At 71.5% G+C, this 22,733-nt stretch carries 18 protein-coding genes and 1 riboswitch; of the genes, 13 read left to right on the top strand and 5 right to left on the bottom strand.

Features of this window, described 5'->3' with window-relative positions:
- Nucleotides 1-10 precede the first annotated feature (10 nt).
- Nucleotides 11-75: riboswitch (guanidine-III (ykkC-III) riboswitch) on the top strand.
- A 32-nt stretch (nt 76-107) separates the two neighbouring features.
- A complete protein-coding gene (locus QC283_RS02595; RefSeq protein ID WP_055417143.1) occupies nt 108-428 on the top strand; it encodes a DMT family transporter in 321 nt (106 codons plus the stop codon).
- 21 nt (nt 429-449) lie between these two features.
- On the opposite strand, the gene QC283_RS02590 is transcribed toward QC283_RS02595, so the two are convergent.
- Nucleotides 450-2,888, bottom strand: a complete 2,439-nt coding sequence (locus QC283_RS02590; protein WP_279559644.1) for a transglycosylase domain-containing protein — start codon at nt 2,886-2,888, stop codon at nt 450-452.
- 257 nt (nt 2,889-3,145) lie between these two features.
- Here QC283_RS02590 and QC283_RS02585 point away from each other — a divergent pair, with 257 nt between their 5' ends.
- From QC283_RS02585 to QC283_RS02570, 4 genes are all read left to right on the top strand, one after another.
- The gene (locus QC283_RS02585; RefSeq protein WP_279559643.1) at nt 3,146-3,952 is read left to right on the top strand and encodes an ABC transporter permease; all 807 of its coding nucleotides are present in this window, start codon (nt 3,146-3,148) and stop codon (nt 3,950-3,952) included.
- A gap of 28 nt (nt 3,953-3,980) precedes the next feature.
- Nucleotides 3,981-4,832, top strand: a complete 852-nt coding sequence (locus QC283_RS02580) for an ABC transporter permease (protein ID WP_279559769.1) — start codon at nt 3,981-3,983, stop codon at nt 4,830-4,832.
- Nucleotides 4,833-4,945: 113 nt separating this feature from the next.
- Complete coding sequence (locus tag QC283_RS02575; protein WP_383529134.1) at nt 4,946-5,953, top strand: ABC transporter ATP-binding protein; 1,008 nt, start codon at nt 4,946-4,948, stop codon at nt 5,951-5,953.
- 32 nt (nt 5,954-5,985) lie between these two features.
- Nucleotides 5,986-6,822, top strand: a complete 837-nt coding sequence (locus QC283_RS02570) for a DUF1707 SHOCT-like domain-containing protein (protein ID WP_279559642.1) — start codon at nt 5,986-5,988, stop codon at nt 6,820-6,822.
- Between the two features lie 190 nt (nt 6,823-7,012).
- On the opposite strand, the gene QC283_RS02565 is transcribed toward QC283_RS02570, so the two are convergent.
- Nucleotides 7,013-8,377 (bottom strand): SGNH/GDSL hydrolase family protein, encoded by a 1,365-nt coding sequence (locus QC283_RS02565; RefSeq protein WP_279559641.1) that lies wholly within the window; start codon nt 8,375-8,377, stop codon nt 7,013-7,015.
- Nucleotides 8,378-8,881: 504 nt separating this feature from the next.
- Here QC283_RS02565 and QC283_RS02560 point away from each other — a divergent pair.
- The 3 genes from QC283_RS02560 (at nt 8,882) to QC283_RS02550 (ending at nt 12,317) form a co-directional block, all read left to right on the top strand.
- On the top strand, nt 8,882-10,144 hold the full coding sequence (locus QC283_RS02560) for a DUF445 domain-containing protein (protein WP_279559640.1): 1,263 nt from the start codon (nt 8,882-8,884) through the stop codon (nt 10,142-10,144).
- 105 nt (nt 10,145-10,249) lie between these two features.
- On the top strand, nt 10,250-11,743 hold the full coding sequence (locus QC283_RS02555; protein WP_279559639.1) for an MFS transporter: 1,494 nt from the start codon (nt 10,250-10,252) through the stop codon (nt 11,741-11,743).
- A 214-nt stretch (nt 11,744-11,957) separates the two neighbouring features.
- Nucleotides 11,958-12,317 (top strand): VOC family protein, encoded by a 360-nt coding sequence (locus QC283_RS02550; RefSeq protein ID WP_279559638.1) that lies wholly within the window; start codon nt 11,958-11,960, stop codon nt 12,315-12,317.
- 15 nt (nt 12,318-12,332) lie between these two features.
- Here QC283_RS02550 and QC283_RS02545 read toward each other — a convergent pair whose 3' ends face one another.
- Nucleotides 12,333-12,635 carry a hypothetical protein gene (locus QC283_RS02545; RefSeq protein WP_279559637.1) on the bottom strand — a complete coding sequence of 101 codons (303 nt, stop codon included), beginning with the start codon at nt 12,633-12,635 and terminating at the stop codon, nt 12,333-12,335.
- 227 nt (nt 12,636-12,862) lie between these two features.
- Between QC283_RS02545 and QC283_RS02540 the strand changes: the two genes are divergently transcribed.
- The 4 genes from QC283_RS02540 to QC283_RS02525 all read left to right on the top strand — a co-directional run bounded on the left by QC283_RS02540 (nt 12,863) and on the right by QC283_RS02525 (nt 16,589).
- The gene (locus tag QC283_RS02540; protein WP_279559636.1) at nt 12,863-13,747 is read left to right on the top strand and encodes an alpha/beta fold hydrolase; all 885 of its coding nucleotides are present in this window, start codon (nt 12,863-12,865) and stop codon (nt 13,745-13,747) included.
- 222 nt (nt 13,748-13,969) lie between these two features.
- Nucleotides 13,970-14,437, top strand: a complete 468-nt coding sequence (locus QC283_RS02535; protein WP_279559635.1) for a carboxymuconolactone decarboxylase family protein — start codon at nt 13,970-13,972, stop codon at nt 14,435-14,437.
- A gap of 223 nt (nt 14,438-14,660) precedes the next feature.
- Complete coding sequence (locus QC283_RS02530; RefSeq protein ID WP_279559634.1) at nt 14,661-15,437, top strand: hypothetical protein; 777 nt, start codon at nt 14,661-14,663, stop codon at nt 15,435-15,437.
- Nucleotides 15,438-15,770: 333 nt separating this feature from the next.
- Complete coding sequence (locus QC283_RS02525) at nt 15,771-16,589, top strand: SAM-dependent methyltransferase (RefSeq protein WP_279559633.1); 819 nt, start codon at nt 15,771-15,773, stop codon at nt 16,587-16,589.
- Nucleotides 16,590-16,670: 81 nt separating this feature from the next.
- Here the strand turns inward: QC283_RS02525 and QC283_RS02520 are convergent, their stop codons facing one another.
- The gene (locus tag QC283_RS02520; RefSeq protein WP_279559632.1) at nt 16,671-19,091 is read right to left on the bottom strand and encodes a serine/threonine-protein kinase; all 2,421 of its coding nucleotides are present in this window, start codon (nt 19,089-19,091) and stop codon (nt 16,671-16,673) included.
- 197 nt (nt 19,092-19,288) lie between these two features.
- Here QC283_RS02520 and QC283_RS02515 point away from each other — a divergent pair, with 197 nt between their 5' ends.
- A complete protein-coding gene (locus QC283_RS02515; RefSeq protein WP_279559631.1) occupies nt 19,289-19,723 on the top strand; it encodes a VOC family protein in 435 nt (144 codons plus the stop codon).
- Between the two features lie 178 nt (nt 19,724-19,901).
- Here the strand turns inward: QC283_RS02515 and QC283_RS02510 are convergent, their stop codons facing one another.
- Nucleotides 19,902-22,463 carry a hypothetical protein gene (locus QC283_RS02510; RefSeq protein ID WP_279559630.1) on the bottom strand — a complete coding sequence of 854 codons (2,562 nt, stop codon included), beginning with the start codon at nt 22,461-22,463 and terminating at the stop codon, nt 19,902-19,904.
- Nucleotides 22,464-22,733 lie beyond the last annotated feature (270 nt).

The following is a 22,733-nucleotide window of genomic DNA, read 5'->3' as shown; positions in this document are numbered from 1 at the left end:
CTTTGTGCCGGCTTTGCTATCTTGGGAAGCACCCGACGAGACGCGCCGTACCGGGCCAGGAAAAGACGACGCACCACCGTTCAGTTCTTTTCACGGAGGTGCCTGTCATGGCGTGGGTTCTGTTGCTCGTCGCGGGTCTGCTCGAGGTCGGCTGGTCGATCGGGATGAAGTACACGGACGGTTTCACCCGTCTGGTGCCCAGTCTGTTCACCGGTGCCGGGATCGTCGCGAGCATGGTGTTGCTGTCGTACGCGGCGCGGACGCTGCCCATCGGTACGGCCTACGGCGTGTGGGTGGGGATCGGTGCGGCCGGTGCGGCGGTGCTGGGCATGGTGGTGCTGGGGGAGCCGGTGACCGCCGCCCGGATCTTCTTCATCTGTCTGCTGCTGGTCGCGGTGGTGGGTCTGAAGGCGACCTCCGGGCACTGACCTGAGGGGTGGCCCGGTGGGTCACTGGCGGCGGGGTGGGATGGGGATGCCGGCGATGGTTCCGGTGTCCCCTTCGTCGTCGTCATCGCCGCCGTCCGCGCCGGTCGAGTCGCCTTCGCCGTCCTCGGCGGTGTCGCCGCCGTTGGTCGAGTCGTCTCCGCCGCCGGTGGGGCCCGGCTCGGTGGTGGTGCCGCCCGAGGTGGGGCCTCCGGCCGACGGGTCGCCGGTGTCGTCGCCGCCGGTGGAGGCGGGCGGGGTGCTGCCGCCGCCGGTCCGGTCGGGGGTGTCGGTGCCGGTGTCCTCCTCGCCGGTCGGTTCGTCGCTGCCGCTCTCGTCGCCGGTTCCGGGTTCGTCGGAGGCCGCGGCGGACGGGGACTCGGTGACGTTGGCGCCGGACTGGATGCGGAGGTCGAAGTCGGTGACCGGTTCGCCCTTGAGGGCGTCGCGGGTGTACTGGCCCCAGATCTCGGCGGGTGCGCCGCCGCCGTTGACGCGGGCCAGGCCCATCGCGCCGTAGAGCGACTTGTGGGCGGCGGTTTTCGGGTCCTGGCCCATCACGGCGACGACGGTGGAGAGTTCGGGGGTGTAGCCGGCGAACCAGGCTGCGGTGTCCTCCTCGGCGGTGCCGGTCTTGCCGGCGGCGGGGCGGCCGGCGGCCTGGGCGGCGGTGGCGGTGCCGTTCTGGACGACGCTGCGGAGTACGGATGTGGTGGTGTCGGCGGCCTCGCGGCTGACGGCCTGCTCCTCGCGCCGCTGGGGCAGTTCGACCTCGTGTTTGCCGTCCTTGAGGACCTTCTCCAGCAGTGTGTAGGTGCCGTGCTTGCCGTGGTTGGCGAGGGTGGCGTAGGCCTCGGCCATGTCGAGGGGGCTGGCGGTGGCCACGCCGAGGGCGATGGAGGGGGAGGGGGTCAGTTCGGGTGTGTCGGGGGAGAGTCCGAGGTCGATCGCGGTGCGCATGACCCGGTCGGAGCCGACGTCGACGGCCATCTGGGCGTACACGGCGTTGATGGATTTGTCGGTGGCCTCGCTGACGGTGACGTCGCCGTAGTCGCGGTGGTCCTCGTTCTCGGGGGCGTAGCGGCCGCCGCTCCAGCCCTGGACGGGGCGTTCGCTGGTGCCGTCGTAGACGGTGCCGGGCTTGATGAGGCGGCCGTCCTGTGTCTTGGAGCCGTTGGCGACGGCGGAGGCGAAGACGAAGGGCTTGAAGGTGGAGCCGACCTGGAAGTCGCGGCGGGTGGCGTTGGGTGTGTACTGCTTGACGTAGTCGATGCCGTTGTACATCGCGACGACCTTGCCGGTCCTGGGGTCGACGGAGGCGCCGCCCGCGCGGACGTAGGTGTCGACCTTGCGGTCCTTCTTGTCCAGTTTGGACATCAGTTTGTCGTCGACGGCTTTGACGAAGGCGTCCTGTTTGTCTTTCTGGAGGGTGGTGGTGATGCGGTAGCCGCCCCGGTCGAGTTCTTCCTCGTCGACGATGCCGTTCTGGACGAGGTGGTTCTTGACGATGTTGACGACGTAGCCGCGCTGTCCGGACATGCTGGTGGAGATGGTGGTCTGCTTGGGCATGGGGAACTCGGCGGCGGCGCGTTCGGACTCGGTGAGCCAGCCCTGGTCGGCCATGCCGTCCAGGACGTAGTTCCAGCGGGACTCGGCGGCGGGTTTGTTCTCGGGGTGGGCGACGACGTCGTACTGGCTGGGTGCGTTGAGCAGGGAGGCGAGGTAGGCGCCCTGGGCGGCGGTGAGGTCCTTGGCGTCGATGCCGTAGTAGGCGTGGGCGGCGGCCTGGATGCCGTAGGCGCCGCGGCCGAAGAAGCTGGTGTTGAGGTAGCCCTCGAGGATCTCGCTCTTGCTCTTCTCGCGGTCGAGCTTGATCGAGATGAAGAACTCCTTCACCTTGCGGGTGATGGTCTGGTCCTGGGCCAGGTAGTAGTTCTTGACGTACTGCTGGGTGATCGTGGAGCCGGACTGTTTGCCCTTGCCGGTGGCGGTGTTCCAGCCGCCGCGGATCATCGCCATGGGGTCGATGGCGGACTCGGTGTAGAAGTCGCGGTCCTCGGCGGCCAGGACGGCGTGCTGGGCGTCCTTGGAGATGCGGGCGAGGGCGACGCTCTCCCGGTTGACCTCGCCGTCGCGGGCGAGGACGCTGCCGTCGGCGTACAGGTAGACGTTGGACTGCTTGGTGGCGAGCGCGTTGGCGGCCGGGATGTGCACCAGGGAGTAGCCGAGGAAGAAGCCGCCGATCAGCAGCAGGACGCCGATGACGCAGGTGCTCAGCACGATGCGCCAGGTGGGGATCAGCCGGCGCCATCCGGTCCGCTTGGTCCGCTTGGCCTTCTTCGGCTCGCCCGCCTGGTCCGGCTTGTCCGGCGCGTCCGGTTTCCCCTTGCCGGCCGCCTGGGGCCTTCTCGGCGCCCAGCCCTTGTTCGGCTGCTGCGGCTGCGGCTGCGGCTCGTCGCTCATCTCGTGCACGGACTCCTGTTTCGCGTCGTACGGTCTGGTCTCGTACGGCCTTGTATGCTTCTGCGGCTTTTGGGGCCCCTGTGTCCTCTGTGCCCTATGTGGCCTCTGTGCCTTCTGTGTCCTCTGCGGCCTCTCAAGAAGACTCTCGCATCAGGGGTTCCGTTCCCGCTCGCTGGCACACCCGTGAAATTGCGTGGCACGGGTGATGGCCGTCGCACTAGGCTCCTGCGCTTTGGTGTCGGGCGGAGGAGGGGGCTGTGGGCGCTGGCTCGGGGCGGTTGTACTTGGCCGTCGCGGCGGGGGGATTCCGGCGGTACGCGACGTATCGGGCGGCTACCGCCGCCGGGGTGTTCACCAACACGGTCTTCGGTTTGATCCTGGTGTACACGTATTTGGCCCTGTGGGACGAGAAGCCGCAGCTCGGGGGCTACGACCAGGCGCAGGCCGTCACCTTCGTGTGGCTGGGGCAGGCCTTGCTGGCGGCGCTGGCGATCGGGGGCGGCGGGTTCGAGGACGAGTTGATGGAGCGCATCCGTTCGGGTGACATCGCCGTCGATCTGTACCGGCCGGCGGATCTCCAGCTGTGGTGGCTGGCGGCGGATGTGGGACGGGCGCTGTTCCAGTTGCTGGGGCGCGGGGTGGTGCCGTTCGTGTTCGGGTCGCTGTTCTTCCCGGTGGCGCTGCCGCGGGAGGTGTCCACGTGGGTGGCGTTCCTGGTGGCGGTGGTGCTGGCGGCGGTGGTGGGTTTCGCGCTGCGCTATCTGGTGGCGCTCTCGGCCTTCTGGCTGATGGACGGTACGGGGGTGACGCAGATGGCGTGGCTCGCGGGGCTGTTCTGTTCGGGGATGCTGCTGCCGCTGAACGTGTTCCCGGGCGCGCTCGGCGAGGTCGTGCGGGCGCTGCCGTGGTCGTCGCTGTTGCAGGCGCCGGCGGATGTGCTGCTGGGGGAGGCGGACGCGTGGGGGACGTTCGTCTTCCAGGCGTCCTGGGCAGTGGCGCTGCTGGCGGTGGGGCGGCTGGTGCAGTCGGCGGCGACGCGACGGGTGGTGGTGCAGGGTGGCTGAGGCGGGCGGGGTGACCGAGAAGGCCGGGGTGACGGGGACGGCCGGGGGGTTCGAGCGGGTGGAGCCGCGTGGCCGGGTCGCCGAGGGGGTGCGTGCGTACGGGCTGATCGTCGGGATGTGGATCCGGTCGACGATGGCGTACCGGACGTCGTTCGTGCTGACGACGTTCGGGAACTTCGCGATGACCGCGCTGGACTTCGTGGCGATCCTGCTGATGTTCTCCCGTGTCGACGCGCTGGGCGGCTATTCGCTGGCCGAGGTGGCGTTCCTGTACGGGCTGTCCGGTGTGTCCTTCGGGCTGGCGGACCTGGCGATCGGCTCGATGGACCGGCTGGGCCGCCGGGTGCGGGACGGCACGCTGGACACGCTGCTGGTGCGCCCGGCGCCGGTGCTGGCGCAGGTGGCGGCGGACCGGTTCGGGCTGCGGCGGCTCGGGCGGGTGACGCAGGGGGTGCTGGTGCTGGGGTACGCGCTGGTGGTCCTCGACATCGACTGGTCGGCGGCGAAGCTGCTGCTGATGCCGGTGATGCTGCTCAGCGGGGCGGGGATCTTCTGCGCGGTGTTCGTGGCGGCGGGGGCCTTCCAGTTCGTGGCGCAGGACGCCTCGGAGGTGGCCAACGCCTTCACCTACGGCGGTACGACGATGTTGCAGTATCCGCCGACGGTGTTCGCGCTGGACCTGGTGCGGGGGGTGACGTTCGTGGTGCCGCTGGCCTTCGTCAACTGGTTGCCGGCGAGTTATGTGCTGGGGCGGCCGTATCCGCTGGACCTGCCCGAGTGGGTGGCGTTCACGCCGCCGTTCGCGGCCGTGGCGTGCTGCGCGCTGGCGGGGCTGGCCTGGCGGGCGGGGCTTCGTTCGTATCGGAGTACGGGGAGTTGAGGGAGTTGAGGGATGTGAGGAAGCCGGGAGAGCAGGGGGAGCCGGGGGAGCCGGGGGAGCCGGGGGCGGCGAGTGCGTTGGAGGGAGCGAGGGAGTCGAGGGCGCCGGGGGCGCTGGGGGTGTCGGCCGGGGAGGGTGTCGCGGGACCGTCGGCCGGTGCGGGATTCATCGAGCTGGACGGTGTGGAGAAGGTCTTCGACGTGCGGAGGAAGACCGGTTTCCTGAAGCGGGAGCGGCGGCGGGTCCGCGCCGTGGACGGGCTGTCGTTCACCGTGGCGCGGGGCGAGATGGTCGGTTACATCGGGCCGAACGGCGCCGGGAAGTCGACGACGATCAAGATGCTGACCGGCATTCTGACGCCGAGCGGGGGCCGGCTGCGGGTGGCCGGTATCGATCCCGCGCGGGAGCGGATCCGGCTGGCGCACCGCATCGGGGTGGTGTTCGGGCAGCGGACGACGCTGTGGTGGGACCTGCCGCTGATCGACTCCTACCGGCTGATGCACCGCATGTACCGCATCCCGGACGCCCGATACCGGGAGAACCTGGACCGTTGCGTGGAACTCCTGCAGTTGCGGGAGCTGTTGGACGTGCCGGTGCGGCAGCTGTCGCTGGGGCAGCGGATGCGCGGCGACATCGCGGCGGCTCTGCTGCACGACCCGGAGGTGCTGTACCTGGACGAGCCGACGATCGGCCTGGACGTGGTGTCGAAGGCCAAGGTGCGGGGTTTCCTGCGGGACTTGAACGCGGAGAGCGGCACCACGGTGCTGCTGACCACGCACGACCTCCAGGACATCGAGCAGCTGTGTTCCCGGGTGATGGTGATCGACCACGGGCGGCTGATGTACGACGGTCCGCTGGACGGGCTGCACGAGGCGGGGGAGAGCGAGCGGACGCTGGTGGTGGACCTGGAGCGGGAGTTGCCGCCGATCGAGGCGCCGGCGCCCGCCCGGGTGGTGCGGGTGGAGGGGCCGCGGCAGTGGCTGGCGTTCCCGGCGTCGGCGTCGGCGGCGGGGCTGGTGGCGCGGATCGCGGCGGAGTATCCGCTGGTGGACCTGTCGGTGCGGGAGCCGGACATCGAGTCGGTGATCGCCAAGATGTACGCGGAACGCTCGGGCGCGTAGTGTCCGGCGCGGTGACCTCGTAGGCTGATCGCATGACCGACGACGCCCCGGAACTCCGCGCATCCGACGCCGACCGCGAACGAGTCGCCGAGGTCCTGCGGGACGCCCTCGCGGAGGGGCGTCTGGACATGACCGAGTTCCAGGAGCGGCTGGACACCACGTACAGCGCGCGGACGTACGGGGAGCTGGCGCCGATCACCCAGGACCTGCCGGTCGGCGGGGCGGGCGTGGCGCCCCGGGTGTCGATGACCAAGGAGCCCGAGGGAAGCGCGGACTGGGCGGGCCGGATCACCGGCGGCGAGGGGTCGTCGTCGTGGGCGGTCGCCGTGATGTCCGGATTCCAGCGCAAGGGGCGCTGGACGGTGCCGAGGCGCTTCAACTCGGTCGCGTTCTGGGGCGGCGGGGACATCGACCTGCGTGAGGCGAACTTCGCCGACCGCGAGGTCGTGATCAACTGCGTGGCGATCATGGGCGGGATGAACGTGATCGTGCCGCCGGGTGTCGAGGTGATCGTGCGCGGTGTCGGCGTCATGGGCGGCTTCGACCACCGCGAGGAGGGCGTCCCCGGGGATCCGGGCGGGCCGCGTGTCATCGTGACCGGGTTCGCCCTGTGGGGCGGGGTCGGTGTCGAGCGCAAGCTGACGCGGGCGGAGCGGCAGCGGCAGAAGGAGGAGCGCCGGCAGGAGAAGCTGGAGCGCCGGGCCGCGAGGAAGGGGCTGCACTCCTCCTTCCGGGAGGAAGTGGAGGGGGCTCACAACCGGATGCTCGAAGGCCATCGGGACATGCTGCGCGAGCACCGCGACGAACGCCGCGACCAGCGCGAGCTGCGCCGCGAGGAGCGGGACCGCCGCAGGCGGGGCGAGGACTGAGCGGGGCGCCGCCGGGCGGATCGCCCGTGAGCGGACGTCGGCGGCGGGAGGGGCGGCGGTTGTCGGCAGGCCCTCCTGTGCCCTGCCGGTGGCCCGGGGCCTGGTTGTGCGGTGCCGGGGTGCCCGGAGGCCGTGCCGTGCGGTGCCCGGGGGCCGTGCCGTGCCGTGCGGTCCGGGCGGCCCGCCCCGGTCACAGCTGTATCGGTGCCGCGCCCTTCAGGTCGTCCAGGTCGAGGAGTCGGCCCATCCGCGCGTAGCCCTTGTCGCTGGGGTGCAGGTGGTCGCCGCTGTCGTAGTCGGAGCGCAGTCGGCGCGGGTCGTAGGGGTCGCGCAGCGCCTTGTCGAAGTCGACGACCGCGTCGAACACGCGGCCCGAGCGGATCTCCTCGTTGATCTCCTGCCGCATCGTCTCGCGGGCCCGCGTGTAACCGCTGTAGCCGCCGAACGGCATGATCGTCGCGCCGACGGCCTTCAGCCCGCGGGCGTGGGCCTGGTCGACCAGGGTGCGCAGGCCGTCGAGGATGCCGTCGCGGTCGGCGAGTTCGGGGCTGTGCAGGATGTCGTTGACGCCGAGGACGATGACGACGACCTTGACGTTGGTGCGCTCCAGTACGTCCCGCTCGAACCGGCTCAGCGCGCTGGGGTTGTCGGCGGGCCGGCCGGCCCTGCCGGTCAGGACGCGGTTGCCGCTGATGCCCTGGTTGACGACGCTGTAGCGGGGCGTGTCCCGTCCGGCCTCGGTCGCGTCGTGCAGGCGCTCGGCGAGGACGTCGGTCCAGCGGTTGTTGGCGTCCACCTCGGAGCCGAAACCGTCGGTGATCGAGTCGCCGAGGGCGACGACGGTGCCGTCGGCCTCGTGGCTCAGCACGTCCAGCGCGGTCAGGTAGCGCCAGTAGCGAGTCTCGGTCGTGTACGCGACGGCGGTGACGTCCGCGGTGCGCTCGCCGTCGGCGACATAGCTGGTCTGCCGTGCGTGCGGGTGGTAGGTGACCGGTCCGGACGGTACGGGGGAGTACGTGGTGACCAGGACGTCCGTGCCGTACGGGACGGTGATGCGGGCGATGTCGCTCATCACCTGTCCGCCCGCCGGGATGACGACCCGGGGGCTGCCGCCGAAGGTGAGCCGGCGCATGGTGTCGGCGAGCGCGGCGGCGGTGTCGGGGCCGTCGGCCAGGGCGATGGTGGCGTGCGTGACGGTCAGCGGGGACTGTCCGTAGAGGTTGGACAGGGTGATCCGCGCGCTGGTGCCGCCGATACTGGTGTGCACGACGTTGCGCACCGAGCGGCCCGCCATGCCGGTCGCCTCGGTGCCCGGTTCGGCCGCCGCGGGTGAGGTGGACCAGGCGCCGACCCAGGTGCCGGTGGAGGCGGGAGCGGCGTCGCCGCGCGGGAAACGGCCGCCGGCGAGCGGTGTGCGGTCCTTGGTGCCGTCGTCGGCGGACGCTCCGGCGTATATGGCCGCGGAGATCGCCACTATCAGGGTGACGATCGCCGCGAGCAGGGCACGGTGTTTGGTGGGGGGTGTCCCCGAACCCCCGTCACGACCCCGGGTCATGCTGTGCTGTTCTCCTCGGGCGAGGGGAGCCCGAAGCTCCGGTCCGATGAACCCATGATGCGTCATGGGCCGGGGAAAGGCCGCAGGACCCCCCGGGCGTTCCCCCTCCGGGACAGACGCAGGGAACTTGTGTTCCGTTCCGGGAGTCGGTCAGGAAGGGACAATGTGTCCGGGACGGAACAGCGAACGGTGGAGTGCATGGAACGCGCGAACGCGGAACTTCCTGAGGGTTCCGGAGGCACCGGGCGGGACGCCGGGGCGGGCACGGGAGATGCCGGGGGATCCGCCGTCGAGGGGGAGGGGCGCGCAGCCCCGGGCGCCCGCGCCGGCACGGGCGCCGGTCCAGGTACGGGCACCGGCCCCGGTACGGGTGCCGATCCAGGCACGGGTGCCGGCCCCGGTACGGGTGCCGATCCAGGCACGGGTGCCGGCCCCAGTACGGGCGCCGACTCAGGCACTGGCTCCGACCCCGACCCCGGCCCCGGTCCCGTACGCGATCGCGCGATGACGGCCTTCAGCCCGGCCGACGAGGAGAAGCGCCGCGGCGTGCGCCGCATGAAGCTCACCGCCACCGGCCTGCTGCTGTTCGTCGCCGTGGTCTACGTCCTGGCCGAGTGGGCCTCCCACCGGGGCGCGGGCGCCTGGGCGGGTTACGTGTCGGCCGCCGCCGAGGCAGGCATGGTCGGCGCGCTCGCCGACTGGTTCGCGGTCACCGCCCTCTTCCGCCACCCGCTCGGCATCCCCATCCCGCACACCGCGATCATCCCGAAGAAGAAGGACCAGCTGGGTGTCTCGCTCGGCGAGTTCGTCGGCGAGAACTTCCTCTCCGAGGACGTCGTACGCGGGCGGCTGCGCGCCGTCGGCATCGGCAGCCGGCTCGGCGCCTGGCTCGCCGTCCCGGAACACGCCGACCGGGTGACGGCCGAGCTGTCCGCCGCCCTGCGCGGCGCCCTCACCGTGCTGCGCGACTCCGACGTACAGGCGGTGGTGGGGGAGGCGATCACCCGGCGGGCCGACGCGCAGGAGATCGCCCCCGGCATCGGCAAGCTGCTGGACCGGATCGTCGCCGACGGCGGACACCGGCGGGCCGTCGACCTGATCGTCTCCCGCGCCCACGACTGGCTGATCCTGCACGGCGACTCCGTGATGGACGCCGTACAGGGCGGGGCACCCGGATGGACGCCCCGGTTCGTGGACAAGAAGATCGGCGACCGCGTCTACAAGGAGCTGCTGCGCTTCGTCACCGAGATGCGCGACATGCCGGCCCACCCGGCGCGCGGCGCCCTCGACCGCTTCCTCACCGACTTCGCCTCCGACCTCCAGTCCGACACGGAGACCCGCGCGCGTGTGGAGCGGCTGAAGACCGAGGTGCTGGGCCGCGGGGAGGTCCAGGACCTGATCGCGTCCGCCTGGACGGCCGTACGATCCATGATCGTCTCCGCGGCGGAGGACGAGCGCAGCGAACTGCGCATGCGGGTACGGGCCTCGCTGCTGTCGCTGGGCGCGCGGATGGCCTCCGACGCCAAGGTGCAGGGCAAGGTCGACTCGTGGGTCGAGGGTGCCGCGGTGTACGTGGTCACCACCTACCGCCGGGAGATCACCTCCCTGATCACCGACACGGTGGCGGGCTGGGACGCCGAGCACACCACGAAGAAGATCGAGGCGAACATCGGCCGGGACCTCCAGTTCATCCGGATCAACGGCACGGTGGTCGGCTCGCTGGCCGGGCTGCTGATCTACACGGTCTCCCGCATGCTGGGGGCGTAGGGCCCCTCCGAGGGCGTGGGCGGGCCCTGCGGCCTCCCGGCGCGGCGGGCGTGTCCCTCCCGGTGCGGGGCACACGGGAGGCGTTCGCTCGACGGAGAGGGAGCCATGACAGCGGAATCGTCGTCGCCGGGCTCGACGCCCGCCGCCACCGGCACCGTCACCACGGCCGTCCCGGCCCGACTGGACCGGCTGCCCTGGTCACGGTGGCACTGGATGATCGTGATCGGCCTGGGCACCGTCTGGATCCTGGACGGCCTGGAAGTCACGATCGTCGGCAACGTGGCCGGCCGCATCGCCGAGGAAGGCAGCGGCCTGGACATCAGTTCGGCCCAGATCACCGGTATGGCCGCCGCCCTGTATGTGGCGGGCGCCTGCTCCGGGGCCCTGTTCTTCGGCTGGCTGACCGACCGTTACGGCCGCAAGAAGCTGTTCATGGTGACGCTGGTCGTCTATCTGGCGGCGACGGCGCTGACCGCGCTCTCCTTCGAGACCTGGTGGTTCTTCCTTTTCCGCTTCCTCACCGGCTTCGGCATCGGCGGCGAGTACGCGGCGATCAACTCCGCGATCGACGAGCTGATCCCGTCCAAGTACCGGGGCCGGGTCGACCTCATCATCAACGGCAGCTACTGGCTCGGCGCGATCGGCGGCGCCCTGCTGTCCATCGTGATGCTGGACACCGACATCTTCCCCAAGGATCTCGGCTGGCGGCTCAGCTTCGGCCTCGGAGTGGTCCTGGGCCTGGTCATCCTGCTCGTGCGCCGGCACGTCCCGGAGAGCCCACGCTGGCAGTTCATCCACGGCCAGGGGGAGAAGGCCGACGCCCTCGTGTCGTCCGCCGAACGGGAGATCGAGAAGGAGAAGGGCGAGAAGCTGCCGCCGCCGGCCGGTGAGATCACCATCCACCAGCGCAAGAGCATCGGCTTCGGCCTGATCGCCAAGACCGTCTTCCGCGGCTACCCGCGCCGCGCGGTCCTCGGCCTCTCCCTCTTCGTCGGCCAGGCCTTCCTCTACAACGCCATCACCTTCGGCTTCGGCACCATCCTCATCACCTTCTTCGACGTGCCGACCGGCAGCACCGGCTACTACTTCGCCGTCATCGCCGCCGGCAACTTCTGCGGCCCGCTGCTCCTCGGCCCGCTCTTCGACACGGTCGGCCGCCGGATCATGATCTCCAGCACGTATCTGCTCTCCGGCATCCTGCTCTTCGGCACGGCGTACCTCTTCGACCGGGGGTCGCTGACGGCCACGACGATGACGGTCTGCTGGTGCGTGGTGCTGTTCTTCGCGTCGGCGGGCGCCTCCAGCGCGTACCTGACGGTCTCCGAGATCTTCCCCATGGAGACCCGCGCCATGGCCATCGCCTTCTTCTACGCCATCGGCACCGCCGCCGGCGGCATCAGCGGCCCGCTGCTCTTCGCCAACCTCACCGAGTCCGGCGTGGTCGGCGACACGGTCCTGGCCTTCCAGATCGGCGCCGGGCTGATGTGCGCGGCCGGGCTGGTGGCGGCGTTCCTGGCGGTGAAGGCGGAACGCCGCTCGCTGGAGGACATCGCGGAGCCGTTGTCGGTGGTGCGCGGGGGGTCGGCGGACTCTTCGTGACCTGCGGGCGCGGCGTGACCTGCGGGCGCGGCGTGATCGGCGGGCTCGGCGGGATCGACAAGCTCGGTGGGACCGATGTGTTCCGGCACGACGGGCGCGTAGCGTCGGTCCGGTCTCGATCGTCGTCCGTACCGTCGTGCCGTCCGTACCGTCGTGCCGTCCGTACGGTCCGTGTGCTCCGTCGCCGGACCGTCCGACCGTGAGGAGCCGCCCGATGACTATCCGCCGGATCGTCCCCGACATCCAGGTCGAGCGCGAGGAGGAGCTGCACAGCAGTCGTGACTTCTACGGCCTGCTGGGCTTCGAGGAGGTCATGAACATGGGCTGGGCGGTGACCCTGGCCTCCCCGTCCAACCCCACCGCCCAGATCAGCCTCTTCACCGAGGAACGCACCGCGCCGGTCGTTCCCGACCTGAGCGTGGAGGTCGAGGACGTGGACGCGGTGTACGCGCGGGTGGCCGCGTCGGGCGCGGAGATCGTACGGGAGCCGCGGGACGAGGAGTGGGGCGTACGGCGTTTCTTCGTACGGGACCCGAACGGGCGGGTGGTGAACGTACTGACGCACCTGCCCTGATCCCGGTCCGGACCGTCAGTCCCGCCGGTCGGCGACCGCCCAGGAGGCCAGTGCCACGGCCCCGGCGACACCGAGGACGGCGGGCCAGGCGCCGACCTTCTTGGCCAGCGGGTGGGACCCGGCGAAGCCGGCGACGTACGCGGCCGTCAGCGCTCCGGCGGCCCGCCCACCGGCCCGTTCCCGCCACTGCTGTGCGGCGGCGGCCCCGGCGACGGCGAGTACGACCCCGCCGAGCTGCCGTTTCTTCGTCCAGCGGGCCACGCCGTACCCGCCCACGAGACCACCCGCGGCGACCACCGCGCTGGGAACCTTCGCCATGTCTGCCTCCTGCTGTGCCGACTACTGGAACCGAACCTAATCCCCGCCGGGCATGCCGCACGCGCCGGGGTGGCCGCCGGTCCGCCGCACGTCGGGGGCTGCGCGCCGCCCCTTCGGCCGAACACCGTGCCCCGGGCGCGTCACTTCCGGGCATCCGCCGAGTTGGGTGGAGGGAGGGAGGGGGAGGGGAGTGGGGGAGTGCGGACGAACGAGGGAGCGAGCAGCCGATGAGTACGCAGAACCCCGGTACGGACGGGCCCCGCGCCCGGTCGGTCACGGTGGACGGCGGTGCCCGCGTGGCCTGCTGGGAGTCGGGACCCCCCGACGCCGAGCCGGTCCTCCTCCTGCACGGCTACCCCGCCAACCACCACTGCTGGCGTCACCAGATCCCGCCCCTGGCGCGGCAGTACCGGGTCATCGCCCCGGATCTCCTCGGCTGGGGCGAGTCCGACCGCCCGACGCACCTGCGCTTCGACTACGACACCGAGGTCGCCCGGCTCGGTCGGCTGCTGGACGCGCTGGAGCTGGAGCGGGTGAACCTGGTCGGCCACGACTACGGCGGCTTCCTCTCCCTCGGCTTCACCGAGACCCACCCCGAGCGCGTACGCCGGCTGGCGATCCTCAACAGCCGCGCGCACGCTTCCTTCGCCCGCCACTGGTACGCCGTCTTCAGCCTGGTCAACCTCGCCGGACGAACGCCCGTACTGCGACCGGCCGCGATGCGCCTGCCCTACGCCGCCATCCACCGCCGGGCCTTCGCGCCACTGGTCCGCGCGGGCCACCTCGACGCGGGCGTCCTGGAAAGCTACGTCGCCTGGATGGACACACCCGAGGGCCGCCGTCAGCTGCTCCACTTCTTCGGCGACTACCGCACCGCGCCCCGTCCCGAACTGCGCCGACGCCTCCCCGGCATCGTCTGCCCGACGTCGGTCGTCTGGGGCCGCGAGGACACGTACCTGCGCCCCGCGATCGCGACCGAGCTGGCCGAGGCGATCCCCGGGGCCGAACTGACGATGCTGGACGACACCGGCCACTGGGTGATGGACGAACGCCCGGCCGAGGTGACGGCGGCCCTGCGCCGGCTGCTGGCACGAGCCACCCCGGACGGATGAGACGCAGGTCACGCCCGCCATCTGCCCGGGCCTGTCACATCCCGCCCCCCGCGATCCGTCGTAGCGGTGTACACCCAAGGGCGCGAACGCCCGACGACCGAGCCCGACCACCCAGCCCGACGACGAAGCCCGACGACGAAGCCCGACGACAAAGCTCGACGACCGAGCCGACGACCACGCCCGATAAGCAACTCGATTGCGGATGAGCCGGAGGAAATCATCATGGAAGCACGTCTCAACATGTTCGCCAGTCCGCTCGCCGGTAAGTTCCTGCGGCACATCAACTCGGCGGCCAAGACCCTGGAGTCGACGCTGCCGGTCACGACCCAGGAGCTGGTGAAGATCCGCGCCAGCCAGATCAACGGCTGCGGTTTCTGCCTCGACATGCACACCAAGGACGCCGAGAAGGCGGGGGAGACCGCTCTGCGCCTGAACCTGCTCGCGGCGTGGCGGGAGGCCAAGGTCTTCACCGACGCCGAGCGCGCCGCCCTGGAGCTGACCGAGCAGGGCACCCGTATCGCCGACGGCGGCGGCGTCACCGACGAGGCCTGGGCGAACGCGGCCGAGCACTACGACGAGGACCAGCTCACCGGACTGGTCGGCCTGATCGCCATGATCAACATGTACAACCGCATGAACGTCATCACCCGCCAGCCGGCGGGCGACTACGTGCCGGGCATGTTCGGCTGACCGCCCGCCGGCCCTTCCGGTGCGGCTGACGCCGGCCGGGGCACCGCCGGGGCATCGCCGGGGGCCGTCGGGGGCACCTCCCGACGGCCCCCGGCACGCCATTGACTGCCCGGGAGTTCCTTGTCCGCGGGGCGCCGGCCCGGGTATACCGGAGCAGGACCCTGCTGACCGGAACGGGTGACGGTTCCGGGGCATGTGGTCGATCAAGGAAGGGCATGGGCCTTTGTACGCAAGCAGGACTGACGAGCCCGCACGCCGTCGTGCCGATTCCCAGCGGCCGACCGTTCCCGCGCTCCGTACCCCCGAGGCCGCTGTGCTGGACCTCCAGAGCAGAGCGGGGAACGCCGCCGTCGCGCGCACGGTGCAGCGCCAGCCGAGCGACACCCAGCAGGGGCCCCGGCGCGCCACCCCCATGTCGGATCTGTCGCTTGTCGATTCCGCGGAGGACCTCGCTCGGCGGCAGCCCGAGCAGTTCCTGGAGTCGGTCTTCAACGGGCTCCGGGTGGACGAGTTCCGCTTCGGTCGGGGCCCGCAGGGCAACCTCGGTCTGAACATGATCTCGCAGTGGGTCACGGTGCCCCTGGACGGCGGCGGCAAGCTGGCCGTCCACCTGAACTGCATGGTCAAGGCGAGCCAGTTGCAGCAGGGGACCATCGGCCTCGACGTCTCCCAGTTCCACCTCACCGCGCGATCGGTCGCCAACCAGAAGAACATCGACAAGAACGGCCCGTCGGCGGGCACGGCGGCGAGCAGCATCCACATCAACACCTCCACGCCGCAGTGGGGCCGAGAGGCCAACCTCAAGTCCCTTGCCGGGGATGTCGCCGCCGCGGGTGGCGAGACCGTTCTCATCGAGGGCCTGGCGAGGAAGGAGGGTTACTCGCACGCCTACGTGAAGTGGCTGGTCAACGAGTTCAAGAGAAGCGTCCACCTTGCCATGCAGCTCCGCCTGGGCGCGATGAACGTCACCTGGAAGGGCGACGCGACGTTCGAGGCCTGAGGTGTTGACGCCGTCGACGTCGGTGACGGCGGGGGAGGCCCCGGTGGAGGGCCGGTCCGGGTCCGCCGACCGCGCCGACCGCCGGCCTGTCCCGCCGGCCCGAGACGGACGGCAGGCCGCGGCAGGAGCAGGTGGCCGCACCCCGGTCGAGCCGTACCCCGGTCCAGTGCCGCGTCCTCGCACCCTCGCGCTCGTCCTCGAGTCACGGGTGGGCCGTACGATCTGCCGCCAACCCTCCATCGGTGGACCTTTTTTCACGCCACATGAACGATGGCGGCGCTAGGTTGGTGTCCCGATCGCGATCATCCACGCCAACCCCGAGGAGACCCTGCCGTGTCGGACACCAACTCCCAGGTCGCTGCCAGCGCGGAGATACGGGCCCGGATCGACACCGCCACACCGCACTCGGCCCGCTTCTGGAACTACTTCGTCGGTGGCAAGGACAACTACGAGGTCGACCGGGAGATCGGGGAGCAGATCAAGGAGATCTTCCCCGGCCTCGTCGACGTGGCCCTCACCAGCCGGCTCTTCCTGGGACGCGCCGTCCGCCATCTGGTCCGAGAACAGGGCATCCGGCAGTTCCTGGACATCGGCACCGGGCTCCCCACCGCCGACAACACCCACGAAGTGGCGCAGCGCGCGGCTCCCGACGCCCGGATCGTGTACGTCGACAACGACCCGATCGTGCTGACCCACGCCAACGCGCTGCTCACCAGCACCCCCGAGGGCCGGACCGCCTACCTGGACGCCGACCTCTACGCGCCCGACACCGTCCTGGAGGCCGCCGCCGGCACCCTCGACTTCTCCCGGCCGATCGCCCTGATCATCCTCAACACCCTCGGCCACGTCGCCGACTACGACCAGGCACGCGACCTGGTACGGCAGCTGATGGCGGGCCTCCCGTCGGGCAGCCACCTGGTGATCAGCGACAGCACCGCGACGAGCGAGGGCATGATCGCCGCCTCGAACGCCTACAACGCCAGCGGAGCGACTCCGTACTACGTGCGCGAGGTCGAGGAGATCGCCGGCTTCTTCGAAGGGCTGGAGCTGGTCGCTCCCGGCATCGCCCAGGTCCCCTCCTGGCGCCCGGACCCGGACGCCCCGAGCACCGCCGCCGTCGACGCCTACTGCGGCGTGGGGCGCAAGCCGTGAGGCCGGCCCCTTTGCCCGTCCTCCCGGTGGACCGCTGAGCCGACGTGAGTCCGGTCGGGCGAACGGGGCGATCGCCGCCCCTCACCCGGCCGGGCCGGGTGTGGGTGCGCCGAGTGCCACCGCCTGCAGTTCGTTGCCCGGGCTGCCGGAGCTGATGTAAAGCGTGCCGTCCGCGACGACAGGGGTCTCGGATATCGGGCCTTCGGACTTGTAGGCCCATAGCTTGCGGCCCGTGGCGACGTCGACGGCGTAGAGCTTGTGGTTGCGGTTTCCGACGTAGACGGTGCCCGCGGCGACCGTCGGAGCCGATGACGAGTGTTCGCCGGGGGTGATGGTCCAGCGTTGCTTTCCGGTGGCGGCGTCGATGGCGTACAGCTTGCCCGCGTAGCTGTTGAGACAGACGGTGCCACCGGAGACGGCGGGCCGCACGGTCGCCCGTTCACCGGTGGCGAAGGTCCAGCGCTTTCGGCCGGTGGCGGCGTCCACGGCGTACAGGGTGCCGTCGCCGCCTCCGGCGTAGACGGTGCCGTCCGGGACCAGCGGGGCCAGGTGGAGACGCTTCTGCGGCTCGGGGACGGACTTCCCGGCCGTGGGGACGGCCCAGCGCTCTTGGCCGGTGGCGGCGTCCACGGCGTACAGGGTGCCGTCGCGGCCGCCGACGAAGACGGCGCCGCCCGAGACCACCGGGGGTGGCACGTGGGCGAAGTCCGCGGAATAGGTGAAGGCCCAGCGTTCCCGGCCGGTGGCCTCGTCGACGGCGTGCAGCCTCGCTTCGATGTGCTCGGCGCCGGTGCGTCTGCGGCTGAGGAAGTAGACGATGCCGTCGGCGACGGTCGCGGACATGCCCACCCTGCTCTCGGCCGCCACCGGGGAGCTCCAGCGTTTGCCGCCGGTGGCGGCGTCGATGGCGTACATGGTGCCGTCGCTACTGCCGAAGTAGACCGTGCCGTCGGCGACGGCCGGGGGATGACCGGTGCTGTCCGTGCGGGCGTCGAAGGCCCAGCGCTGCCGGCCGTCGGCGGTGCCGAGGGCACGCAGGCCGTCGGACCGGCCCACGTAGAGGGTGCTGCCGACGACCGCCACCGGGGAGGACGTCGCGAAGTCTGCGAGGGCCCAACGCCGCTTGACGCCGGCCGGGGGCCTCTCGGCGGCGTCGGCCCTGTCGCTCCGGACCTTCATCAGGGTGAAACCGGCGCCCACGGCCGCCACACCGCCCAGAGTGCCCAGCACCCGGCGACGGGTGACGACCGGCGGGTACGGGACCGTGGAGGACGGTGACGGTGACGGTGACGGGCGCATGTCCGCCGGTCTCGGAGTCACCGGTATCCGGGGCCGCTCGGGTCTCACCTCACGCGCCGGTGGCGCCAGCGCGGTCGGAGGATGGACCGGAGCCGGGGGCGCGGCCGGGGGCGACTGCGGGCCCGTCCGGGTCGGCGCGTGGTGGGGCGCGGGTTCGTCACCGTCGGGCAGGAGCGGCGGCGTTCCCTGCCGCCGCTCCTGCCCCTTTCCCTCTCCTTGGCCCTGTTCCCGCGCCTGTTCCTGCGCCTGGCCGTGCGCCTGGCCGTGCTTTTGGGGAGCCACGGTGCGGGTGTGTGCCCGTTCCCGCAGTACGCGGGTCACCGGCTCCGGCAGCCAGCCGCCTTCCGACAGTGGCCGGGACGCCTCCTGTCCCTCGTCCGGCAGGGCCCGGCCGAGTTCGCGCACCAACGTGGCCACGGAGGGCCGCCGTTCCGGCTCCTTGGCCAGACAGCGCCCCACCACATCGGCCAGCACCGGCGACAGGCCGCTCAGGTCCGGTTGTTCGTGGACGATGCGGTAGTTCAGCGCCTGGGCCGCGCCGGCTCCGAACGGGCCGGAGCCGGTGGCGGTGAACGCCAGTACCGTCCCGAGGGAGAACACATCGCTCGGCGGACCGACCTCACCCCCCGCCAGCTGCTCCGGCGACATGAAACCCGGCGTGCCGATGACCGCCCCGGTCTGCGTCAGTACGCTCGCGTGCGCGCTCACCTCGGCCAGGACCGAGATCCCGAAGTCGATGACTCGCGGGCCGTCCGCGGCGAGCAGTACGTTCGACGGCTTCAGGTCCCGGTGGACCACCCCCGCGTCGTGGACGGCCTCCAGCGCCTCGGCCAGTCCGGCCCCCAGCACCAGAACGCTCTTCTCGGGCCACGGCCCGTGCTGTCCGACCGCCTCGCCCAGGGGCATCCCCGGTACGTACTCGGTGGCCAGCCAGGCGGGGGAGCCCTGCGGGTCGGCATCCACCACCGCGGCGGTGAAGAACCCGGTGACCCGCCGGGCGGTCTCCACCTCCCGGGCGAACCGCCGCCGGAACCCGGCCTCTTCGGCGAGCTCCGCACGTACCACCTTCACCGCGACCGACCGGCCTCCGGGCGAACGCCCGAGATAGACCCGGCCCATGCCTCCCGCCCCGAGCCTGGCCACGATCCGGAACCGGCCCACGCGACGCGGATCCGCCTCCTCCAGCGGTGCGAACACCGACACGCCCTCCCCCACTCAGCGCTCCACAGGCCGTAACCGCTGCCCGCCCCGGGGCCGACCCGAGAGCCGGAACCGGAACACGGGCACGACGACGCACACTACCCACTCGGCCGAGACGATCGACAGGTCCCGCCCACCCGGCAACACGCGCACCGGAAAAGGGAAATGAGCAACCGGACCTCCCTTGCTATCGTGCGCCGATGTCATCGATCAGGCAGGTCCAAATCACCTTCGACTGCGCGAACCCCGAGCGCCTCGCCCGCTTCTGGTGCGAGGTGCTCGGCTACGTCGTACCGCCGCCCCCGGAGGGCTTCGCCACGTGGGAGGACTTCGATCGCGCCCTGCCGCCCGAGCAGCAGGGCTCGGCGTTCGCCTGCGTGGATCCCTCGGGCGCGGGCCCGCGACTGTTCTTCCAGCGCGTCCCTGAAGGCAAGGTCGTCAAGAACCGGGTCCATCTCGACGTGCGAGCCGGTACGGGTCTCGTGGGCGAGGAGCGCCTCGCCACGCTTCAGGCCGAGTGCGACCGGCTGGTGGCCCTCGGCGCGACGTGCGAGCGAGTGATGGTCGCCGACGAGTACAACGAGTCGTGCATCGTGATGCGGGACATCGAGGGCAACGAGTTCTGCCTCGACTGAGCGTCCGCCGAGACGATGGGCCCCGGCCCGTGACCTGCTGCCGCGCGACGGCCGGCAGCGGGTCACGCCGGTGCCGCGAACGCCGGTGCCGCGGACGCCGGTGTGCTGGGTGCCGGTGCCGCGGGCCGGGAGCGGGGCTGTCGTCGCGTGGCCCCCACTCTGCCCCCGGCCCGCTCCGTCACGATCCGGAGCTCAGCTGGTCCGTGATCTCCTTGATCCATTTGGCCTTGCCCGCCGGGGCCCGGAGGCTCGCCTCCCACTCCTCCCGTTCCATGTTGTGCTTCTCGGGGCCGGCCTTGAGCGCTACGAGGAGTTCCAGGGCGGAGTGGCGCAGTTCGGGCGCCACGTCGGGGCTCGACGCCATGTTGTAGATCTTGTGCGCCGCCAGCTGGCGCTTGTGCCTCTCCACCTTCTTCCAGACCTTCATGGCGTGCTTCAGCGATTCCCAGGTGGGCTTGGCCACCGGCGTCGTCTCGCCCTCCGGCGTATAACGCTCGGGGTGGTGCTCCTGCTGGAATCGCTTGTGGGCCGCCCGGCCGCCCTTGTAAGCGGCGACCGTGACGACGAGGCCCGCCCCCACCGCGGCGATGATCCAACCGGCCGGGTTGCTCCCGAGAGTTCCCGCGGCGATCGTGGTCGCGGTCACGATGCCGGCCGCGCCCTTGAGGCCCTCGCCCACGACGCCGCCCGTGGCCTCCTTGCCGATCTTGAAGGCCTGCTTCCTCTTCGCGAACTTCTGCGTCTCGGCCAGCGTGCCCACGTCGCGCAGGGCGCGGTCGTAGGCCTCTCTGGTGTGGCGTGCGCGCTCCTCCGCCGCGGTGAAGGCGGCCAGGGGCTCGCGAACCTCCTCGGCCCACAGCTCGGCCGGCCGGCCCGCGTTGGCCGTCCTTATCCTCTCCACGTCGTTGAGCGCGTTGTTGGCCTGGTGGTAGGCGCCGTTCGCCTCCTCCGTCAGCCGGGCCAGCAGGTCGGCGTGGACGACGCCGGCCTTCCCGAGCTTCTTCAGATTCCTGTACTTGCTGGACGCTCTTCCGACCTTGCCCATGGCACGGATGCTCTTCGCCAGCCCGGCGACGGCGCTGAGAATGCCGCTCGCTTCGGCGGCGGTCGCGGTGTTCGCCGCGCCCTGCAGCTTGACCGCGTCCTTGGCGATGGCGCCGCTGTTGGCACCCGTACTGGCGACGCTGACGCCCGCGTCGGTCGCCTTGGTCTTGGCCTTCTTCCTCGCGTTGTGGTGCCCGGCTCCGGCCCTCTCCTTCAGGGACGTCTTCATGTTCCTGAGCGAATCCGCGACGCTGGCCCCGAGGGAGAGGAGCTCCGTGAGGGCGCTCAGCGATGCGCCGGACACGCCCGTGGCAGCGGCGTCGTGCTTCAGGGCGGCGGCTCCCGACGCGCCGGAAGCCCCCGCGGTGGCGGAGCCGGGCTTCGCGGCGGCTTCCGCCGCCGCGGTGGCCTCCTGACCGAGGCCGGCGGCCGTGGGGGCCTGGACACCCTTGCCCAGAGCGTCCCCGGGTTCGAGGAGCCTCTTCCCCTGATCCGCGTTCTCGGCCACCGCCTTGAGGCGCTCACTCCTCTTCTCCGCGGCGGCTTCCGCCCTCTCCTCCGCGGCGCGTGCCTCCTCGGCCGCGCGAGCTTCTTCCTGGGCGGCGCGTGCGGCTTCGGCGACGCGTGCCGCTTCCCTTTCGGCGGCGATACGCGCGGTTTCCGCGGCGCGTGCGGCTTCTTCGGCGGCGATACGCGCTTCTTCGGCGGTGCGTGCCTCTTCGGCCGCGCGAGCTTCTTCCTCGGCGATGCGCGCTGCCTCCGCGGCGCGGGCGGCTTCTTCGGCGGCGATACGCGCTTCTTCGGCGATGCGCGCCTCCTCCGCCGCGCGTGCCTCTTCCTGGGCGACGCGTGCGGCTTCCGCGGCGCGCGCCGCTTCCTCTTCGGCGATCCGTGCGGCCTCCGAGGCGCGTGCTTCCGCGGCGGCGCGTGCTTCGGTCCTGGACGTTTCGACGTGGTCCCGGAAGCGGGGGTCGACTTCCATGCCCCCGAGGCCGGAGTCCGAGCCGCGCCGGGTGCGGCCGGCCGTGGCGGACCGGGCGCCGGGGGCCGAGCCACTTCGGGGGCGCCCGGTCGGGGTGATGCGGGGTTCCGCGGTGATCTCGGGTGTCGCGACGCGTTCCGGCGGGGCGACGGTCTCCGCGGTGGCCTCGGGTGTGGCGACGCGTTCCGGGCTGCCGGTGGTGTGCCGGACCTCGGCGTACGAGTCACGCCGGGCGCGTTTGCGGGCGCCGGTGGTGTGCGGGGCTTCGGAGTCCGAGTCGCGTCGGGCGCGTTTCCGAGTACGGGCGGCCGGGGTTTCCGTGACGGCCTCGGGCGTCACAGCGCGTTCCGGGCCGGCCGGCCCGGGCGTTTCGGCGCGGTCCCACACGGAGGGGTCGAGTTCCACGGTGCCCGGGACGCCGGACACCGAGCCGCCTCGGGCGCGGCCGGCCGGGGCACGCCGGGCGCCGGGGGCCGAGCTGGGTCTCGCGGTGTCGGTCTCCGGGGTCCGTTCCAGAGTCCTGCCCCTGGCGCGTTGCACCGTGGCGGCCGCCGCACGGTTGCCGGCGCTGGACTGGAGCCTGAGGAGGGCCTGTTCCGTCGAGGTCCCGGACCCGGAAGGACTCCCCGTCCGGCTTCCCTCCCGACGCTCCCGCGCCGCTGTCAGAGCGGCCACGGACGGCTGTTCGGAGGTGCGGTGGACAGGGGCGCTCATGGACATACCTCTCCAGCTGCCGGACCGGGCGAGGCGAAGGTAGCCAGGCGGGGCTAACGGGAGGGGTGTGGTGGTGGAACTCCTCGTGGCTGCTGTGGGAAGCGTTGTGTGGAGGCAGGCGGGGTGAGGTACGCCTACCGAGCCGACCGCTCCGCGTACGGGCCACCGACGTGATCGTCGGGCCGTACGCGGGAAGCGTGCCCGGGAACAGACGTCGGCGTGGGCCCGGAACGGAGGAGGGAGACCGTTCCCAGGGCACCCGACCCGACC

The organism is Streptomyces sp. DH41, from assembly GCF_029813785.1.
Lineage (GTDB): Bacteria > Actinomycetota > Actinomycetes > Streptomycetales > Streptomycetaceae > Streptomyces.
The sequence above is the reverse complement of the archived record's forward strand: the minus strand, read 5'-3'. Positions and strand labels throughout refer to the sequence as shown.